We start from the raw sequence: 20,484 nt of genomic DNA on the forward strand, positions 1-20,484 counted from the left end.
TTCGCTTTATACAGAAATGGCAGAACAAGCTGAAATGTTTGTTCTGCCATTTTATGATGTGGGTGTCAAAAGTCCCCAACTATGATGCCTACGGATTTTCCATTTCTGAAATTGCACTTACGGTATAATCATGGATCGCACGGTAAGTATCGTTTGTATAATGAAGATCATCTACCGTTGAAAAACCATTCTGTTCCAGATAATCATAGCAATCCAGGTACTGATCCGGAAAAGATTCTTTTAATTTTGCATTAAAATCCCGGATTTCTTCGTTGGAAGCACCGGAGCATGCATCGCCTACCGGATTCACAGACATAATATAGAAAGAAGCGTTCGGATATTCTGCAAAAATCTGAGGATAAAACGCAAGATAACGGTCGATCTCACTCAGATCATTGACGCCAAGATTAAACACAACAGTAGCATCCGGCTCTTTGGAAAGAGAGGTGCGAAGCTGATCGATGCCCTCGTTCACAAGCCAGTAGTAACCTTCCCCGACTTTTCCTATATAAGAGCAGGTATCCGCATCATCGGAATCCTGCATGGCTTCCTCCATGCCGACCGTTCTGGAATCTCCGACAAAAAGAAAGTGATGACAGGAAGAGGAGACAATATGGTCAGAAGTGTCTGCGGTATCAGATGAATCCTGCACAGAATGTTCGTTTTTCACATCACGTAAGCTTTTTTCCAGAAAAGCGGTCTGTTCCTTTGTAAACCAGGTCATAAATACGGCCAGTGCGATCAGAGCTGCAATCAGAAAACTGAGCAGTACAATGACAAGATTTGTGGTTTTTCGTTTCATAAGAACCCCCTGAAATTTTATGTGATCGTTTTTTTAGGTCAGATTCTGTTTTTCTGACCTCTTTAGTATAACGCATTCCGGAAAAAAGTCAATTTTTATAAAAAATGAAAAAAACCTCTTGACAAAGAATATGCGTAGTGCTATTTTAGGTACAAGGATGTTAGCACTCCACTAAGATGAGTGCTAATAACAGGAAGGAGGATTCAAGGATGCAGTTAGATGAGAGAAAATGGAAGATACTTCAGGCGATCATCAAGACGTATCTGGAGACGGGAGAACCGGTTGGTTCGAGGACAATCTCCAAATATGCGGATTTGAATCTGAGCTCCGCAACCATCCGAAATGAAATGGCAGATCTGGAAGAGCTTGGATACATCATCCAGCCGCATACTTCAGCCGGCAGGATTCCTTCAGACCTTGGTTATCGTCTGTATGTGAACCACCTGATGGAAGAGAAAGAACAGCAGGTAACGGAAATGAAGGAGCTGATGATCGAAAAGCAGGATAAGATGGAAATGGTCCTGAAGCGTGTGGCACAGTTCCTTGCAGCCAACACAAATTATGCTTCGATGATCACAGGGCCGCAGTATCACAGAACAAAGCTTAAGTTTATCCAGCTTTCCATAGTAAGCGAAGATCAGCTGTTAGCTGTTGTTGTTACGGAAGGCAACGTAGTGAAGAATAAAATGATCTCGCTTCATCACGGACTGGATCAGGAAACGGTATTGAAGCTGAACATTCTGCTTAACACCAGTTTGAATGGTCTTACGATGGATCAGATCAATCTGACAACGATCGCAAAGATCAAAGAGGAGGCTGGTATCCACAGCGAGGTTGTAAACAGCGTTCTGGATGCAGTCGCAGAAGCGATCCAGATGGATGAAGAAGAGATGGAGATCTATACAAGCGGAGCGACGAACATCTTCAAATATCCGGAACTGTCAGACAGTGAAAAGGCGAGCAGCCTGATCGGTACCTTTGAAGAAAAGAAACAGCTGGCGGATCTGGTAGCCGATACGATGGCAGATGACAAGAACACCGGCATTCAGGTTTACATCGGAAATGAGACACCGGTGCAGACGATGAAGGACTGCAGTGTTGTGACAGCTACTTACGAGCTGGGCGATGGTATGCGAGGTACGATCGGTATCATCGGACCGAAAAGAATGGATTATGACAGAGTTGTCGGTACCTTAAAAACACTGACAACTCAATTGGATGATATATTTGGTAAGAAAAAAGAAGACAACTAGAGAGGTGATTGTATGGCAGAGGAAACAAAAAACACAAAGCCTGCTGATGAAGAAATAGAAAAAACTGCAGAACCGACTGCAGGAGAAGAAAAACAGCCGGAAACGGAAAAGGCAGAAAGCGATACAGCTGCCGCAAAAGAAGAACAGCCGGAAAAGAAAGGCTTCTTTGGTAAGAAAAAAGAAAAGAAAGATAAAAAAGACGAGCAGATCGAAGAACTGACTGATCGTCTGAAACGCCAGATGGCAGAGTTCGATAATTTCCGTAAAAGAACGGAAAAAGAAAAAGCAGCCATGTTTGAGGTCGGTGCAAAGAGTGTCATTGAAAAGATGCTTCCGGTGATCGATAATTTCGAACGCGGACTGGCAACTCTTTCCGATGAGGAAAAAGAACAGCCATTTGCACAGGGTATGGATAAGATCTACAAACAGTTTGTAGCAAGCCTGGAAGAGCTCGGAGTAAAAGCCATCGAGGCAGAAGGAAATGAGTTCGATCCGAATTTCCATAATGCAGTGATGCATGTGGAAGATGAACAGTACGGCGAAAATGTCGTAGCGGAAGAACTTCAGAAAGGCTATATGTACCGTGACAGTGTGGTTCGCCACAGCATGGTAAAAGTAGCAAACTAAATTAAAAAGTTGACAAAATTCAGTATAAAAGCAGAATAAAACAGGAGGAATTTATCATGGGTAAAATTATTGGTATTGACTTAGGAACAACGAACAGCTGTGTAGCAGTTATGGAAGGTGGCAAACCGGTTGTTATCGCAAATACAGAAGGTGCAAGAACAACACCATCTGTTGTGGCATTCACAAAAACAGGTGAGAGACTGGTCGGTGAACCTGCAAAACGTCAGGCAGTTACAAACGCTGACAAAACAATTTCTTCTATTAAAAGACATATGGGTACCGATTATCGTGTAACCATCGACGACAAGAAATATTCTCCGCAGGAGATTTCCGCAATGATCCTGCAGAAACTGAAAGCAGATGCAGAAAACTACCTGGGCGAAAAAGTTACCGAAGCAGTTATCACGGTACCGGCATATTTTAATGATGCACAGCGTCAGGCAACCAAAGATGCCGGTAAGATCGCAGGTCTTGATGTAAAACGTATCATCAACGAGCCGACCGCAGCAGCTCTGGCATATGGACTGGACAATGAAAAAGAACAGAAGATCATGGTATACGACTTAGGTGGCGGTACATTCGACGTATCCATCATTGAGATCGGTGACGGCGTTATCGAAGTACTGTCAACAGCCGGAGACAACAGACTGGGTGGTGATGACTTCGACCAGAAGATCACAGACTACATGCTGGCTGAGTTCAAGAAAAATGAGGGCGTAGACCTGTCAAACGATAAAATGGCACTGCAGAGATTAAAAGAAGCTGCTGAAAAAGCAAAGAAAGAGCTTTCTTCTGCAACAACCACAAACATCAACCTGCCATTCATCACAGCAACTGCTGAAGGTCCGAAACATTTCGATATGAATCTGACAAGAGCAAAATTCGATGAACTGACACACGATCTGGTAGAGAGAACCGCTACACCTGTTAACACCGCACTGAGAGATGCAGGTCTGACAGCAAGCGAGATCTCCAAAGTACTGCTGGTTGGTGGTTCTACACGTATTCCGGCTGTACAGGATAAAGTAAAAGCTCTGACCGGACATGAACCAAGCAAATCTCTGAACCCGGATGAGTGTGTAGCACTTGGTGCTTCCGTACAGGGTGGTAAACTGGCAGGCGATGCCGGTGCAGGCGATATCCTGTTGCTGGATGTAACTCCGCTGTCACTGTCTATTGAGACAATGGGTGGTGTTGCAACAAGACTGATCGAGAGAAATACAACCATCCCGACCAAGAAGAGCCAGATCTTCTCAACCGCAGCAGATAATCAGACAGCTGTTGATATCCACGTTGTACAGGGTGAAAGACAGTTTGCGAAAGATAACAAATCTCTTGGTCAGTTCCGTCTGGATGGTATCCCACCAGCAAGAAGAGGTGTGCCTCAGATCGAAGTTACATTCGATATTGATGCAAACGGTATCGTAAACGTATCCGCAAAAGATCTGGGAACCGGAAAAGAACAGCACATCACCATTACTTCCGGATCTAATATGTCTGAGTCTGATATCGACAAAGCAGTCAAAGAAGCTGCTGAGTATGAAGCTCAGGATAAGAAGAGAAAAGAAGCAATCGACACAAGAAACGATGCAGACGCTATGGTATTCCAGACCGAAAAAGCATTGGAAGAAGTTGGCGATAAAGTAGATGCAAATGACAAGACAGCAGTAGAAGCTGACTTGAACGAACTGAAAGACCTGATCGCAAAGAGCAATCCGGAAGAAATGACAGAGTCACAGGTTGCTGAGATCAAAGCAGCAAAAGAAAAACTGATGGAAAGTGCTCAGAAAGTATTTGCAAAGATGTATGAGCAGCAGGCACAGGCAAACGGAGCAGCTCAGGCAGGTCCTGATATGAATGCCGGAGCAGATAACAGCAGCTATCAGTCTGATGATGTTGTAGACGGTGATTACAAAGAAGTATAAAAAAGTAACTTTTAATAAATTTTTGCATCGTAACTGTTAAGATGCTAAACAGTTACAATATACACAGGCAGGGATGTGTTCATTCCTGCCTTGTGTCAGCAATCAGGCCGTAAGGAACTGCAAACAGGCAGGTTCTGGAAGGTTGCCGTGCATGTGGAGGATTAAAGATGGCAGAGAATAAGCGAGATTACTATGAAGTTCTCGGCGTTGACAGAGGGGCGGATGAAGCTACCATTAAAAAAGCATACCGTCAGCTTGCAAAAAAATATCATCCAGATATGAACCCGGGAGACAAAGAAGCAGAAAAGAAATTTAAAGAGGCATCGGAAGCATATGCCGTGTTAAGCGATGCAGAAAAACGCAGACAGTATGATCAGTTCGGACATGCTGCGTTTGAACAGGGCGGCGGAGGTGCCGGAGGATTCGGCGGCTTTGATTTCAACGGCGGCGATATGGGAGATATCTTTGGTGATATTTTCGGAGATCTTTTCGGAGGCGGTCGCAGCAGACGTGCAAACAATGGACCGATGAAAGGTGCCAATGTCAGGACAGCGGTAAGGATTACCTTTGAGGAGGCAGTATTCGGATGCGAAAAACAGCTGGATCTGAATCTGAAGGATGAGTGTACAACCTGCCATGGAACAGGTGCAAAACCAGGAACCAGTCCGGAGACTTGTCCGAAATGCGGCGGTAAAGGTCAGATCGTATATACACAGCAGTCCCTGTTTGGCACGGTAAGAAATGTACAGACCTGTCCGGACTGTAACGGAAGCGGTAAGATCGTAAAAGAGAAATGTGCGGACTGCCACGGAAGCGGTTACATCACAAACCGCAAGAAGATCGCAGTGACGATCCCGGCCGGTATTGACAACGGACAGAGCATCCGTATTCGTGAAAAGGGTGAACCGGGTGTAAACGGCGGCCCAAGAGGGGATCTGCTGGTTGAAGTTCAGGTAGAACGTCATCCGATCTTCCAGAGACAGGATATGAATATTTATTCTACTGCTCCTGTCACCTTTGCACAGGCAGCACTGGGCGGACAGATCCATATCACAACCGTAGACGGCGATATGGCATACGATATCAAACCTGGAACACAGACGGATACCAAGATCCGTCTTAAAGGAAAAGGTGTGCCTTCTCTTCGCAACAAAAATATCCGCGGAGACCATTATGTAACACTTGTTGTTCAGGTTCCGACAAAGCTGAACGAAGAGGCAAAGGAATACCTGCGTAAGTATGATGAGGCAGTCAACGGTAAGATTAACGATAGTAAACAGGAAAAGCCGAAAAAGAAGAGCTTTATGGAAAAAATAAAAGAAACATTTGAAGACTGACCCTGAGAACAATAAAAAAGCTGAAATTCAAAAAATGCACCCGGGAGAGATCCGCGGTGCATTTTTGTACATGAAAGTTATCGGAAAGGAAACATTTTCACCATAAAAATACTTGCTGTTTTGATATGCAGAAACATGATTCGTGTATGACGTAACAGAAACTTAAGGTTTCTGACGTTGACAAGAAAGCTTGAAAAGAATAGAATATGATGTATAGGTATAACTATAGCTTTATACATAGATTTGGTGAAAGCAGGTAAGTTGGATATGAAATTAAAATTACTGAAAAAGTTAATGATTATATGTATGTCTTTCAGCCTGTCAGTTTCCATGGTTCCGGCATCTGTGCTGGCGGCAGGAAAAGACAGCTCTGAGGGCGATACGCAGGCAGTACAGGTTATTTCAAGTGATACAGAAAGTGAGTCTGCAAATACAGAAACAGAGACAAAGCATCAAGAGACAAAAAACCAGGAGACAAAACATCACAAAGACAAAGAAACTGAGATCAAGGGTGGTTTTGTCCCGGAAAGTGAGTCACAGGCAGTTATTGAGAGCGAAGCAGTGATAACAGAGCAGACACCTCAAACAGAAGGCGAAGCCGGACAAAAAAAAGGTGCGGTTGGAAAAAAAGTAAAGACAGCCGGAAAAATAACTCCGAATGGTACACCGAACGTGGATTATAAAAATGAAAATGGAAAGTATACTATTTTGGAAGATAAAGCAGTTACATTAACTTTAAGTGATGGTGCTTCTCTTGGAGAAGTTATCGTAAAATCTGGAGCAACGCTGACGATTGTTTTGAAAGGAACAACGACTAATATAATCGGTACGATCAGCGGAGAAGGAAAGGTTCAGTTCGCAAAGACCAGCAATGGTAAGGCAAATCTGAAGGGCAGTATTGATGTAGCTGAAACAACCGTAGAAGGTGGAACATTATTTGGAAGTGGTACGATCAAAAGTACACAGGTTTCTCTTAATGGTGGTTCTATTGCATGTAAAGTCACAAATGATGTAAAATCAGGAGATCTTACGTTAAAAGCATCGGAGTTTACCGTAGAGAAAGATGCAGTATGCACGATTGATAACGTACAATTAAATGGTGCAGATGTCAGCATGGATGCCAATACGGTCTGGAGCGACAGCAACGGAAAAGCAGTTGTATATTTTCAGCCTGCATCTACCGTAGCATTTTCCATCAAAGCAGTTACCTTTACTTCTTCTGAGGAAACAACGGACAGCATCACTGCAAAAGAGCAGAACTACACTTACGAAGACGGTAATCTGAAAAAGGGCAAGAGTGCGACGGCGTATACTGTAAAGGTCGGAGCAGACCTCACGACAACATATGGTGAAAAACTGGAAAATGTAGATATTATCACTGTCAGTGCGGCAAAAGATTATACGCCAGAGGTTTCCTTGAGAGATTATGATGAAGCAATGGATTCTTCTCTGGAACTGAAAGACGGAACAGCAAAAGGTTATAAAGTAACAAAGAAAAATATAAAAGAAAAACCGGATGAAAAATCGTTTAGTCTGAATGAAGTGCTTGTGACGGATACTTTTGGTTATGATCACATATTGTCCGGAACCGTAAACTATAAAATCGAAAAGAAAGAACTGACACCGCTGATCAGTGTCAATAAAACAAGCACAACATCTAAGAACAAAGCAACCAAAGTGTATGACGGTACGACCGATGTTCCGGATGATACCTGTACCTTATCCGGATTTTCCGGTATCGTAGACGGTGACAAAGCATCAGATGTTCTTGCTGTGGCAAAAGCAACTTTTGTATATGACCATGCGGATGTGGCAACAGCAAAGAATATCAAAGCAGAAGTGACACTTTCCGGTGATCCAGCAGAGTGCTACACCGTTGCTTCCGTTGATGATATCTCCGCAGAGATCACAAAGGCTCCTCTTACTGAGGAACTGATGAAATCCCTCGGCATCACACTGACCAAGCCGGAAGTGACCGAACGTCATTATCAGTATCTGAAATACAAGACCGTAGCCGGTCAGGAATATGCTTATTCGGAAAAGGCAAAGGATGATGAATGGAAACTGGCGAAGAAAGCTTCCACGATCACCTATGTCAATGAAGTAGACGGTGAAGAGCAGGATCTGAAGGCGGGAACAAGCTATAAGATTTATACAAGAATCCCGGAATCCGACAATTATCTGGCAAGTGATCCGGTTTCGGTATCGGTAAAGACATTGCGTGCTCCGCAGGAAGCAAAAGAGAGTGATGTGAAATTCACCGGTGTAACGGATAATTCCACACAGAAGTTAAATACGGCACTGACATTTACAGCAACCGGTTCTACTTATGTGGATGACAAGGATTACAAACCGTCAGCAGATGATGAAAAATATGTACCGTATTCCTGGAAACTGACGGATACTACAACCTGGAAGGGAGATAAGTCCACACAGACCTTTACGATGACTCCGACACAGGCCGGCACTTATACGATCGTGGCAACATTCCGCAAATATGTATATGATGGCAAGAAGTGGGTATACAGTGAGGGAGATGATGTGAAGAAATCCATCACGTTTAAGGCAAATGAAAGCGGAACATCCAGTTCTACTTCCGGAAGCGGAAGCAGCAGCAGCTCTTCTTCTGGCAGCACCAATACAGCAGCAAAGACCGGGGATACTACACCGGTTGTGCCGGTGGCAGCAGCACTTGTTGTTTCCGGAGCAGCACTTGCACTGACGCTTAAGAAGCGGAAAAAGGAAGAAAAATAGTACTTTTAAAAAGTAAGCACAGATGTTATGATAAGGGGTGTGTAAAAACACCTCTTATTTTGTGGCTGTAAAGTACGAACAGACATGTATGGATTATCATACTATTTTGTACAGGAACAAACGGTGTAGCATCATTTTGAAATAAAAAATTTTGTTAATCTGGCATTATATATACGAAAGGATATTTGACATTTATGAGATGGAATAAATTTACGTTAAAAACAAGATCAGAAGTAGAAGATATCGTGATCTCCACACTGGCAGAAGCCGGCGTGGAAGGCGTAGAGATTGAAGATAAAGTACCGTTGACGGAGCAGGACAAACAGCAGATGTTTGTCGATATTCTTCCAGACGGACCGGCAGATGACGGGATCGCTTATCTGAACTTTTACCTGGATGAGAAAGAAGATAAAGAAGAGTTGCTTGCAAATGTAAAAGATGCTCTGGAAGAGCTTCGTATGTTTGTGGATATCGGAGAGGGAACGATCACAGAATCCCAGACCGAAGACAAGGACTGGATCAACAACTGGAAACAGTATTTTCATCAGTTTTATGTAGATGATATCCTGATCATCCCGTCCTGGGAAGAAGTAAAACCGGAAGATAAGGATAAGATGATCATTCATATTGATCCTGGCACGGCGTTTGGTACCGGTATGCATGAGACGACACAGCTTTGCATGCGTCAGCTGAAAAAATATGTGAAGGACGGTATGGAGATCCTGGATGTCGGCACCGGAAGCGGTATCCTGTCCATCGCAGCACTGAAACTGGGAGCAGGTCATGCGGTCGGTACGGATCTTGATCCATGTGCGATCTCTGCTACCAGAGAAAATCTGGAAGCAAACCAGATTCCGGAAGGCAGCATGGATGTGATGATCGGAAATATCATTGATGATAAAGCCGTGCAGGATCAGGTCGGATATGAAAAGTATGATATTGTAACGGCAAATATTCTGGCAGATGTCCTGATCCCACTGACGCCGGTGATCTGCCATCAGATGAAACCGGGAGCTCTTTATATTACTTCCGGTATTCTGGATGTAAAAGAAGACGTTGTCGTAAAAGCAGTAAAAGATGCAGGACTGGAAATTCTGGAAGTTACACATCAGGGCGAATGGGTTTCTGTCACTGCAAGAAAACAGGCATAGTACCGGAGGAAGATTATGTACGATTTTTTTGCAGACTCATCTGCAATCGGTGAAAAAGAGATCATCATCCGCGGAAGCGACCTGAATCATATGAAAAATGTACTACGCCTTCAGATTGGAGAACAGATCTGCATCCATGAGGAAAGTACCGGAAAAGAGTATCGCTGCGAAATTGCCGGATATGAAAAAGATGTGGCACATCTGCACATTATGTGGGTGGAAGAGGCAAACCGTGAGTTGCCATCGAAAATTTATCTGTTCCAGGGGCTGCCAAAGGGCGATAAAATGGAACTGATCATTCAGAAAGCAGTAGAGCTTGGAGTGTATGAGATCATCCCGGTGGCAACGAAAAGGGCAGTTGTAAAATTGGATGCAAAAAAGGCGGAAGCGAAGCAGAAACGCTGGCAGAGCATTGCAGAAAGTGCAGCCAAACAGTCCAGGAGAAATATCATTCCGCATATCCACGAGGTTGTGAAATTTGGTCAGGCTGTGGATTATGCAAAAAATCTGGATATCACGCTGATCCCTTATGAGCTGGCGGAAGACATGGAAAAGACAAAACAGATATTTGAGACAATACAGCCTGGGCAGTCTATCGGTATTTTCATTGGCCCGGAGGGCGGATTTGATGAAAGTGAGATTGCACTGGCACAGGAAAATGGCATCAGCCCGATTACACTGGGAAAACGGATCTTGCGGACGGAAACTGCCGGTATGGCGGTGCTTTCGGTTCTGATGTTTCAGTTGGAGGGCAGAGAATAATGCAGGCATATTTGGATAATTCAGCAACGACAAGATGTTCCGAAGGTGTGCGTGACATCGTCGTAAAAGTGATGATGGAGGATTTCGGAAATCCGTCATCCAGACACGACAAGGGAATGGAGGCAGAAAAATATCTTCGCGAAGCCAGAATGGACATTGCGGCTACTTTAAAAGCAGATGAAAAAGAGATTTATTTTACTTCTGGCGGAACCGAGTCAGACAACTGGGCACTGATCGGAACGGCGATGACAAACAAACGTGCCGGAAAACACATTATTACAACGGCGATCGAACATGCTGCCGTGATCCAGCCGATGATCTATCTTCAGGAGCAGGGATTTGAGGTCAGTTACATACCGGTAGACCGCTATGGAAGAATAGATCTTCAGAAGTTTTCCGATGCGATCCGGGAAGATACGATCCTTGTGTCCACCATGTATGTCAATAATGAGATCGGGACTCTGGAGCCGATCGAAGAGATCGGGAAGATCATCAAAGAAAAAAATCCAAAGGCACTCTGGCATGTGGATGCAATCCAGGCCTATGGAAAGTACCGTATTTATCCGAAAAAACTTGGCATTGATATGCTCTCGGTCAGCGGACATAAGCTGCATGGACCAAAAGGAGTCGGATTCCTTTATATTCGAAACGGAGTGAAGATCCATCCGCTGATCCTGGGCGGAGGCCAGCAGAAAGGGATGCGTTCCGGGACAGATAATGTGCCTGGAATCGCCGGACTTGGTTGTGCGGCAAAAGAAGCCTACACAGATTTTGATAAAAAAGTGACACATCTCTGTGAGCTGAAACAGTTTTTCATGGAAGAACTGCAGAAAATACCGGATACGGTTCTGAACAGCCTTCCGGGGGATCAGGGAGCACCGCACATTGTAAGTGTGAGCTTTGCAGGCGTGCGAAGCGAAGTGCTGCTCCATGCACTGGAAGAGCGGGGGATTCAGGTATCTTCCGGTTCAGCATGTTCTTCCAACAAAAAACTTCCGGTCAGTCCGGTATTAAAAGAAATTGGTCTGAAAAAAGATTTGCTGGATTCTACCGTGCGATTCAGTTTCTGTGAGAATACAACAAAAGAAGAGCTGGAATACTGCCTGCAGCAGTTAAAGGAACTGCTTGTGGTGCTCCGCAGATACAGCAGACATTAAAAGATATGATGTAACTGTGAATATACGAAACAACTGCGATACAGGAAAAGAAAAGGAGAAAAGAAATCTATGTTTCATGCATTTCTAATCAAATACGGAGAGATCGGTATCAAGGGAAAAAACCGTTATCTCTTCGAAGATGCACTGGTAAAACAGATTCGCCATGCACTGAAGAAAGTGGAAGGTGAATTTAATGTACGAAAAGAACAGGGACGTATCTTTGTGGAGAGCGAAGGCCTGTTTGATTTTGAAGAAGTAGTGGAGGCACTGCAGAGAGTTTTCGGTATTGTGGGTATCTGTCCGGTACTGAAAGTAAATGATGAAGGATTTGATCAGCTTTCTCAGGAAGTGATCGATTATATGGCACGCGTATATCCGGATGGAGAGCATACGTTCAAAGTCAATGCAAGAAGAGCAAGAAAAAATTATCCGAAAAATTCCATGGAATTAAATGCAGATCTTGGCGAGCGTATTCTGGAAGCGTTTCCGAATATGAGCGTTGACGTGCATCATCCGGAAATCACCCTGAACGTGGAGATTCGTGAAAAGATCTATATCTATTCAAAGATCATTCCGGGACCTGGTGGTATGCCGGTCGGAACAAACGGAAAAGCTATGCTTCTGTTATCCGGTGGAATTGACAGCCCGGTTGCAGGCTACATGATCGCAAAACGCGGTGTTAAGATTGATGCCGTTTATTTCCATGCACCGCCATACACCAGTGAGCGTGCAAAACAGAAAGTGGTTGACCTGGCACGTCTGGTGTCGAAATACAGCGGACCGATCGTTCTGCATGTCGTAAACTTTACTGACATTCAGCTGTATATTTATGATAAATGCCCTCATGATGAACTCACAATCATTATGAGACGTTACATGATGCGTATCGCAGAGCACATCGCGAAAGAGACCGGATGCCTGGGACTGATCACAGGAGAAAGCATCGGACAGGTAGCAAGCCAGACCATGCAGAGTCTTGCAGCGACCAACGAAGTCTGCACCCTTCCGGTATTCCGTCCGGTGATTGGTTTTGATAAACAGGAGATCGTGGATGTATCCCTGAAGATCGATACTTATGAGACATCGATCCAGCCGTACGAAGACTGCTGTACGATCTTTGTGGCAAAACATCCGGTTACCAAACCGAATATCAAAGTGATCAAACGCAGTGAAGAGAAACTGCAGGAAGAGATCGACGAGATGGTGAAAAAAGCAATCGATACGGCTGAGACACTCTGGGTAGAATAAAAAGACACGGAAAAATGGTCACAAAAAAGCTGCCGCAGGAGAACTGCGGCAGTTAAAAATATCAAAATCAAAAGAAATCTGAAATTTTATGTAGTTTTTCAGTCGATGATGTATGGTTTTAATGCCTGAAGAATTACATCGGAATCATCTTCAGCATGGATATTCAGATCGATCGGCTTGGAAAGGTCCAGACTGAAAATACCCATAATAGATTTTGCGTCGATTACGTATCTTCCGGATACCAGATCAAAATCATAATCAAATTTTGTAATTTCGTTTACGAATGACTTTACTTTATCAATCGAATTTAAAGAAATCTGTACAGTTTTCATTGTCATAAAACCTCCTGTAATATGTGTTTTTGTATACATTAATCATACCCATTTCGGAGGAGACTGTCAAGCTTAAAAGAAAGGAATTGGATAAAATATGGAAAAACGCAAAGCGGCATTCCACAATCTGGGATGCAAGGTAAATGCATATGAGACGGAGGCGATGCAGCAGCTTCTGGAAAAAGCAGGGTATGAGATTGTGCCGTTTGCACCGGGGGCGGATGTTTATGTGATCAACACCTGTACGGTGACGAATATGGCAGACCGCAAGTCCAGACAGATGCTGCACAAAGCAAAGAAAATGAATCCGCATGCGATCGTGGTGGCAGCCGGATGTTATGTGCAGGCAGCAGGAACTGAGCTGGAAGAAGACTCTGCAATCGACATTATTATCGGAAATAACCGCAAAAAAGATCTGGTCAGTATTCTGGAACATTATGAACGCAGTGCCGTGCAGGAATCTCTGATCGATATCAATCACACAAAAGAGTACGAGAAACTGTCTCTGGAAAAAACGGTGGAACACACCAGAGCCTATCTGAAAGTACAGGATGGCTGTAATCAGTTCTGCAGCTACTGCATCATTCCCTATGCGAGAGGTCGTGTACGCAGCCGCAGAAAAGAAGAGGTCGTAGAGGAAGTAAAAACGCTGGCAGGCAATGGATGCAAAGAGGTGGTTCTTACCGGTATCCATTTGAGTTCTTACGGGATCGATCATGGCAGTACACTGCAGGAACTGATCCTTGCAGTGCATGAGGTTGCGGGGGTCGAGCGTATTCGCCTTGGGTCACTGGAACCGGGTATCATTACAGAAGATTTTGTGAAAACACTTTCTGCTCTTCCGAAATTCTGCCCGCACTTCCACCTTTCTCTGCAGAGTGGATGTGATGCAACTTTAAAAAGAATGAATCGAAGATACACATCAGGAGAATACTATGAAAAATGCATACTGATCCGCAAGTACTTTAAACATCCGGCCTTGACGACCGATGTGATCGTCGGATTTCCGGGAGAAACCGAGGAAGAGTTTGCAATCACCAGAGATTTCTTAAATAAAGTAGATTTTTATGAAACGCATATTTTCCAGTATTCCAGAAGAAAAGGAACGAAGGCAGCCGTCATGGAAAATCAGGTGCCGTCCGATGTGGCACATAGAAGAAGTGCGATCCTGATCGCAGACGGCAAGGTGCGGAAGCAGCGATTTGAAGAAAAAATCAGCGAAACCGTCACAAAAGTACTCTTTGAAGAAAGCGTGACGATTGACGGGAAGGTATATGCATCCGGCCATACCATGGAGTATATTCGCATGTTGATGGAGACGACGGAAAATTTAGACAATCAGATTCTTTTGGTAAAGGCAGGAAAAGAACGCTGTCAGGACTGTCTGCTGTGCACAAAAGCTCGGTCCTGAGCAGCGGATTGTTTTCAAAGCCATTATAAAAATCACGCGAAGAAGCATTAATTACAAAAAACAATTGAATTTTTCAGACAGTTATATTAGAATAGAAGTATAGTTTGTACGGTAAGGACGTGAAAAGAATGGCAAATATCAGTAATACACAATATTTCAAAGTAAATACAGATCCGGAATATCGCGTAAAAGAGATCCTGGATACTGTTTATGACGCAATGGCAGAAAAGGGCTATAATCCGGTGAACCAGATTGTAGGCTACATTATGTCAGGCGATCCTACTTATATCACCAGTTATAAAAATGCAAGAAGCATGATCATGAAAGTGGAACGTGATGAGCTGGTAGAAGAACTTCTGAAGGAGTATATTAAAAACAGAACATGGGAACAGAAGTAAAGAAAAGAGCACTCGGACTGGATTACGGCTCCAAGACGGTTGGAGTCGCAGTCAGTGACGGGCTTGGGATTACTGCACAGGGTGTGGAGATCATCCGCAGGACTCAGGAGAACAAACTGAGGAAGACGCTGGCACGGATCGAAGAACTGATCGCAGAGTATGATGTCGGGATCCTGGTGCTTGGATACCCGAAAAATATGAACAATACCGTGGGAGACCGTGCGGAAAAATCTCTGGAATTTCAGAAAATGCTGGAGAAGCGTACCGGTCTGCCGGTTGTGATGTGGGATGAGAGACTGACCACAGTAGAGGCACATCGGACGATGATGGAGAGCGGCGTGCGAAGAGAGGACCGTAAGAAGTATGTGGACAAACTTGCAGCTGTCTATATTCTTCAGGGTTATTTAGATCATGAAGGAATGAAAAGGGAAAGGACGCAGCCAGAGTGATTTGAAGCAGGGCTGCAACAGGTTTATTATGGAGAAAATTACATTTACACTGGCGGACAATCAGATGGTTGAGTTTTATGTACTGGAACAGACAGTACTTGGCGGCATCAGCTATATTCTGGTAACGGATTCCGAGGACGATGAGGCAGAAGCACTGATCCTGAAAGATCTGTCAAAGCCAGGTGAGGATGAAGCGTTATATGAGATCGTGGATGACGATGATGAATTAGAGGCAGTTTCAAAAATCTTCCAGGAAATGCTGGATGATATTGAATTTGAATAAAGAGCCTGAACGGAAAAGAAACAGGAGGTAAAAATTTTTGAAAAATATTAACAATTCCAAATTGAGGATCATTCCTCTGGGCGGTCTGGAACAGATCGGCATGAACATTACTGCCTTCGAATTCGAAGACAGTATTGTTGTGGTTGACTGTGGGCTGTCCTTTCCTGAGGACGATATGCTGGGGATCGACCTTGTGATACCGGATATCACATACCTGAAAAACAATGCACATAAAGTAAAAGGTTTTGTCATTACACATGGTCATGAGGATCATATCGGAGCATTGCCATATGTATTAAAAGAACTGAATGTTCCGGTCTATGCGACAAGACTTACGATCGCACTGATCGAGCATAAGCTCAAAGAGCATAATCTTTTGAAGTCCGTAAAGAGAAAAGTCGTAAAGCACGGACAGTCGATCAATCTTGGGAAATTCCGCATTGAGTTTATTAAGACAAACCATAGTATTGCAGATGCTTCTGCACTTGCAATTTATTCACCGGCAGGTATCGTGGTGCACACCGGTGACTTTAAAGTGGATTACACTCCGGTATTCGGAGATGCGATCGATCTGCAGCGTTTTGGAGAAATCGGCAAAAAGGGTGTGCTGGCACTGATGTGCGATAGTACCAATGCAGAACGAAAAGGATTTACGATGTCCGAGCGTACCGTTGGTAAGACGTTTGATAATATTTTCGCAGAGCATAAAAATACAAGGATCATCATTGCAACGTTTGCATCCAATGTGGACCGTGTACAGCAGATCATCAATTCTGCCTATAAATATGGACGCAAATGTGTGGTAGAGGGTCGCAGTATGGTCAATGTTATCAGCACAGCGGCAGAGCTTGGCTATCTGAACGTGCCGGAGAATACCCTGATCGAGTTGGATCAGATGAAGAATTATCCGGATGAGCAAATGGTGCTGATCACAACCGGAAGCCAGGGCGAGTCCATGGCGGCACTTTCCCGTATGGCATCCAACATGCATCGTAAAGTGCAGATCAAGCCGGGCGATACCGTTATTTTCAGCTCCAACCCGATCCCGGGAAATGAAAAAGCAGTTTCCCGAGTGATCAATGAGCTTTCGATGAAAGGGGCGGATGTTATTTTCCAGGATGCCCACGTATCCGGCCATGCATGTCAGGAAGAGATCAAGCTGATCTATTCTCTGGTTCATCCGAAATATGCGATTCCGGTGCATGGTGAATACCGTCATCTGAAAGCACAGGCACAGGTTGCGGAGAGTCTTGGTATTCCAAAGGACAATATTTTCCTGTTGTCCTCAGGAGATGTTTTGGAGTTAGATGAAGAAAAAGCACAGGTTGTAGACCGTGTACAGACCGGAGCGATCCTGGTAGACGGACTGGGTGTTGGTGATGTCGGAAATATCGTTCTTCGCGACAGACAGCATCTGGCGGAGGACGGTATTCTGATCGTGGTACTGACGCTTGAAAAATACAGCAATCAAGTTCTTGCAGGTCCGGATATTGTATCCAGAGGATTTGTATACGTCAGAGAATCCGAAGGACTGATGGATGAAGCAAAACATGTAGTAGAAGAAGCTATTGAGGACTGCATGGATCGAAGAGTGACCGACTGGGGACGTTTAAAGACAGCAATCCGTGACAGCTTAAGCGAGTTCCTCTGGAAGAGAACAAAGAGAAGCCCGATGATCCTGCCGATCATTATGGAAGTATGATGGGGCTGATAGAAAATGGATGAAATAAAGGAATATACGGTGCAGCTTTCGGCTGCACTTCGCGGAAGCGAAGCGTACAAAGCGTTTCGGGAAGTGAGCAGAAAAGTATCCGAAGAGCCGCAGCTTCGACAGAGGCTGGATGAGTTCCGCAAAAAGAATTATCTGCTTCAGAATGGAAGCAATGCTTACGATCTGTTTGATGATGTGCAGAATCTGGAGCGGGAATACGAAGATATGCGGAAGAATCCGGTTATACAGGAGTATATGGCAGCGGAGCTTCAGATATGCAGGATCATTCAGAGATGTGCGGATGAGATACTGACATCTGTGGATATGGAAATTGAAAATTTTGCAGATATCATAGAAACGGACTAGTACTGTTCCTTGCAGGATTAATGTACTGGTAAGACAGGAGAGGGTGCATGAAAGAGAACAGTGCAAAATCAATTGCAGTCGGCATTGCCGTGAAAATCGTATTGCTGGCGGTTCTTGTGCTTGTCTTGATTTTTACCGGCAGACGGGCCTACACATTCGGATATCAGATATTTGCACAGGAAGCGATGAGTGAGGCTCCCGGAAAAAAGGTAGCAGTTACGATCACCAAAGATATGTCCTTTGGTGAAATTGCAAAGCTTCTGGAAGAGAAGAAACTGATCAAAGATAAGAATGTTTTTCGCATTCAATATATGCTTTCTGAATATAAAGGAGAAATTGAGCCCGGAAGCTATGTACTGAACACCTCACAGACAGCAGAAGAGATGCTGAGAGTACTGAGCCGGGCGGATGAAAAAGAGACTGAGACGGAGTAACGATATGATAGTAGATGAAAGAATGACAGCTTTTATCAACTCCCTAGATACGGGAAATACCCCGTTCCTGACGGAGCTTGAGGTAAAAGCACTGGAAGATCATGTGCCGATCATACGAAGAGAAATGCAGAGCTTTCTCAAGGTGCTGCTGCAGATGCAGCGTCCGGTCAATATATTGGAAGTAGGGACAGCAGTTGGATTTTCCACACTGCTGTTCTGTGAATATGCACCAAAAGAAGCCAAAATCACAACAATTGAAAAGTATGAAAAACGCATTCCGATCGCAAAAGAAAATTTCAGAAAAGCAGGGAAGGAGTCACAGATCCGTTTTCTGGAAGGGGATGCCACAGAGATTCTTGCAGAACTTGAGGGTTCTTATGATTTTATCTTTATGGACGCTGCAAAAGGGCAGTATATTCATTTTCTGCCGGATGTGATGCGTCTGCTGAAAGTCGGCGGCATCCTGATCTCGGATAATGTGCTGCAAGATGGTGACATTATCGAGTCCCATTATGCAGTAGAGCGAAGAAACAGGACAATATACAAACGGATGCGGGAGTATCTCTATGAACTGAAACACGATGAGCATCTGATGACCAGCATTGTGCCGATCGGGGATGGAGCAACACTCAGCGTGAAAATAAAGGAATAGATAAATGGGAGGAAGAACGATGAGGAAACCGGAATTGCTGGTGCCGGCAAGCAGCCTGGAAGTATTAAAGACGGCGGTCATCTTTGGAGCGGATGCCGTTTACATTGGCGGCGAAGCATTTGGACTGCGTGCAAAAGCCAAGAATTTTTCGATGGAAGATATGAAAGAGGGTATTGCCTTTGCCCATGAGCATGGCGTGAAAGTTTACGTGACAGCCAATATCCTGGCACACAACCGGGATCTGGAGGGCGTTGAGGAATATTTCAGAGAATTAAAAGAAGTGAAACCGGACGCACTGATCATTGCCGATCCGGGGGTGTTTGAGATCGCAAAACGTATCTGTCCGGAAATCGAACGCCATATCAGTACCCAGGCGAATAACACAAACTATGCTACCTATCATTTCTGGCATACACTGGGAGCGAAGCGAGTGGTTTCTGCAAGGGAGCTTTCCATGCAGGAAATCAAAGAGATCCGTGCAAACATTCCGGAGGATCTGGAGATTGAGACCTTTGTGCATGGAGCTATGTGCATTTCTTATTCCGGAAGATGTCTGCTCAGCAGTTATTTTACAGGCAGAGATGCCAACCAGGGAGCCTGTACGCATCCGTGTCGCTGGAAATATGCAGTTGTGGAAGAGAAACGACCGGGTGAGTATCTTCCGGTTTATGAAAATGAAAGAGGCACCTATATTTTTAATTCCAAGGATCTTTGCATGATCGAACATATCCCGGATCTGCTTGATGCGGGGATTGACAGCTTTAAGATCGAAGGCAGAATGAAAACGGCCCTCTATGTGGCAACGGTTGCGAGAACGTATCGCAAAGCGATCGATGATTATCTGGAAGATCCAAAACTTTATGAAGAGCATATGCCGTGGTACCGCACACAGATTGCAAGCTGTACCTATCGCCAGTTCACGACCGGTTTCTTTTATGGAAGACCGGATGAGAACACGCAGATATACGATAATAATACTTACGTAAAAGAATATACCTATCTTGGTATCGTCGGGGAAGTCGATGCAGAAGGTCGCTGCCGCATTGAGCAGAGAAATAAATTCAGTGTCGGTGAGCAGATTGAGATCATGAAACCGGACGGTCAGAATGTAGAGGTTACAGTAAAGAGGATCCTCAATGAGGACGGTGAAGAACAGGAAAGTGCACCGCATTCCAAACAGATCCTGCATGTGGAGCTGGAAGGCGGAAGAGCGGAAGCATATGATATTTTAAGAAGAAAAGAATAAGATGAGCCAAAAAGCTTTAGATGAGAAAACAATTAAATGAAAGAAAATAGTCCTTTATAAACCAAAAGATGCGAATCCGCAATGGACTCGCATCTTTTTTGTGTGTGATGATCAAACTTTCTTATTTCAGTTTCAGTTTTTTGCTCATGCCACTCTTGGTCAGCTTCTTCTGGAAAGCAGCCGCTT

General features: G+C 44.3%; 20 protein-coding genes. 18 read left to right on the forward strand and 2 right to left on the reverse strand.

Annotated features, from left to right (window positions below; genetic code table 11):
- Positions 1-88 precede the first annotated feature (88 nt).
- A complete protein-coding gene (locus ACLTL4_RS06640) occupies positions 89-802 on the reverse strand; it encodes an SGNH/GDSL hydrolase family protein (RefSeq protein WP_412291100.1) in 714 nt (237 codons plus the stop codon).
- 209 nt (positions 803-1,011) lie between these two features.
- Between ACLTL4_RS06640 and hrcA the strand changes: the two genes are divergently transcribed.
- The 9 genes from hrcA to thiI all read left to right on the forward strand — a co-directional run bounded on the left by hrcA (position 1,012) and on the right by thiI (position 13,016).
- Positions 1,012-2,055 (forward strand): heat-inducible transcriptional repressor HrcA, encoded by a 1,044-nt coding sequence (gene hrcA, locus ACLTL4_RS06645; RefSeq protein ID WP_022118846.1) that lies wholly within the window; start codon positions 1,012-1,014, stop codon positions 2,053-2,055.
- Between the two features lie 12 nt (positions 2,056-2,067).
- Complete coding sequence (gene grpE / locus ACLTL4_RS06650; RefSeq protein WP_022118847.1) at positions 2,068-2,682, forward strand: nucleotide exchange factor GrpE; 615 nt, start codon at positions 2,068-2,070, stop codon at positions 2,680-2,682.
- 56 nt (positions 2,683-2,738) lie between these two features.
- Positions 2,739-4,607, forward strand: a complete 1,869-nt coding sequence (dnaK, locus tag ACLTL4_RS06655) for a molecular chaperone DnaK (RefSeq protein ID WP_173866101.1) — start codon at positions 2,739-2,741, stop codon at positions 4,605-4,607.
- Positions 4,608-4,774: 167 nt separating this feature from the next.
- Positions 4,775-5,944, forward strand: coding sequence for a molecular chaperone DnaJ (dnaJ, locus tag ACLTL4_RS06660; protein ID WP_022118849.1), 1,170 nt, complete (start codon positions 4,775-4,777; stop codon positions 5,942-5,944).
- A 267-nt stretch (positions 5,945-6,211) separates the two neighbouring features.
- Complete coding sequence (locus tag ACLTL4_RS06665; protein WP_412291101.1) at positions 6,212-8,698, forward strand: YDG domain-containing protein; 2,487 nt, start codon at positions 6,212-6,214, stop codon at positions 8,696-8,698.
- A 194-nt stretch (positions 8,699-8,892) separates the two neighbouring features.
- Entirely contained in the window at positions 8,893-9,849 is a 957-nt protein-coding gene (gene prmA / locus ACLTL4_RS06670; protein ID WP_147631632.1) for a 50S ribosomal protein L11 methyltransferase, read from the forward strand.
- Between the two features lie 15 nt (positions 9,850-9,864).
- A complete protein-coding gene (locus ACLTL4_RS06675; RefSeq protein ID WP_022118852.1) occupies positions 9,865-10,611 on the forward strand; it encodes a 16S rRNA (uracil(1498)-N(3))-methyltransferase in 747 nt (248 codons plus the stop codon).
- On the forward strand, positions 10,611-11,768 hold the full coding sequence (locus ACLTL4_RS06680; protein ID WP_412291102.1) for a cysteine desulfurase family protein: 1,158 nt from the start codon (positions 10,611-10,613) through the stop codon (positions 11,766-11,768). Before ACLTL4_RS06675 ends, ACLTL4_RS06680 begins: the two co-directional genes overlap by 1 nt.
- Positions 11,769-11,837: 69 nt before the next feature.
- Positions 11,838-13,016, forward strand: coding sequence for a tRNA uracil 4-sulfurtransferase ThiI (gene thiI / locus ACLTL4_RS06685; protein ID WP_147631629.1), 1,179 nt, complete (start codon positions 11,838-11,840; stop codon positions 13,014-13,016).
- 98 nt (positions 13,017-13,114) lie between these two features.
- Here the strand turns inward: thiI and ACLTL4_RS06690 are convergent, their stop codons facing one another.
- A complete protein-coding gene (locus ACLTL4_RS06690; protein WP_022118855.1) occupies positions 13,115-13,348 on the reverse strand; it encodes an HPr family phosphocarrier protein in 234 nt (77 codons plus the stop codon).
- A 97-nt stretch (positions 13,349-13,445) separates the two neighbouring features.
- Between ACLTL4_RS06690 and mtaB the strand changes: the two genes are divergently transcribed.
- The 9 genes from mtaB to ACLTL4_RS06735 all read left to right on the forward strand — a co-directional run bounded on the left by mtaB (position 13,446) and on the right by ACLTL4_RS06735 (position 20,298).
- Positions 13,446-14,759, forward strand: coding sequence for a tRNA (N(6)-L-threonylcarbamoyladenosine(37)-C(2))-methylthiotransferase MtaB (gene mtaB, locus ACLTL4_RS06695; RefSeq protein WP_022118856.1), 1,314 nt, complete (start codon positions 13,446-13,448; stop codon positions 14,757-14,759).
- A gap of 128 nt (positions 14,760-14,887) precedes the next feature.
- Positions 14,888-15,157 (forward strand): IreB family regulatory phosphoprotein, encoded by a 270-nt coding sequence (locus ACLTL4_RS06700; RefSeq protein ID WP_022118857.1) that lies wholly within the window; start codon positions 14,888-14,890, stop codon positions 15,155-15,157.
- Entirely contained in the window at positions 15,142-15,606 is a 465-nt protein-coding gene (ruvX, locus tag ACLTL4_RS06705; protein WP_022118858.1) for a Holliday junction resolvase RuvX, read from the forward strand. The genes ACLTL4_RS06700 and ruvX overlap by 16 nt, the downstream gene beginning before the upstream one ends.
- A gap of 28 nt (positions 15,607-15,634) precedes the next feature.
- Entirely contained in the window at positions 15,635-15,889 is a 255-nt protein-coding gene (locus ACLTL4_RS06710) for a DUF1292 domain-containing protein (protein WP_147631627.1), read from the forward strand.
- A 37-nt stretch (positions 15,890-15,926) separates the two neighbouring features.
- A complete protein-coding gene (locus ACLTL4_RS06715; RefSeq protein ID WP_022118860.1) occupies positions 15,927-17,591 on the forward strand; it encodes a ribonuclease J in 1,665 nt (554 codons plus the stop codon).
- 15 nt (positions 17,592-17,606) lie between these two features.
- Complete coding sequence (locus ACLTL4_RS06720; RefSeq protein ID WP_412291103.1) at positions 17,607-17,966, forward strand: YlbF family regulator; 360 nt, start codon at positions 17,607-17,609, stop codon at positions 17,964-17,966.
- 47 nt (positions 17,967-18,013) lie between these two features.
- Positions 18,014-18,400 carry an endolytic transglycosylase MltG gene (locus ACLTL4_RS06725; RefSeq protein WP_215660131.1) on the forward strand — a complete coding sequence of 129 codons (387 nt, stop codon included), beginning with the start codon at positions 18,014-18,016 and terminating at the stop codon, positions 18,398-18,400.
- Positions 18,401-18,404: 4 nt separating this feature from the next.
- Positions 18,405-19,052 carry an O-methyltransferase gene (locus ACLTL4_RS06730; RefSeq protein ID WP_302179592.1) on the forward strand — a complete coding sequence of 216 codons (648 nt, stop codon included), beginning with the start codon at positions 18,405-18,407 and terminating at the stop codon, positions 19,050-19,052.
- A 19-nt stretch (positions 19,053-19,071) separates the two neighbouring features.
- A complete protein-coding gene (locus ACLTL4_RS06735) occupies positions 19,072-20,298 on the forward strand; it encodes a peptidase U32 family protein (protein WP_215660134.1) in 1,227 nt (408 codons plus the stop codon).
- The last annotated feature ends 186 nt before the right edge of the window (positions 20,299-20,484 follow it).

Origin of the sequence: Hominisplanchenecus sp. (genome assembly GCF_046967715.1) — a bacterium.
Lineage (GTDB): Bacteria > Bacillota > Clostridia > Lachnospirales > Lachnospiraceae > Hominisplanchenecus > Hominisplanchenecus faecis.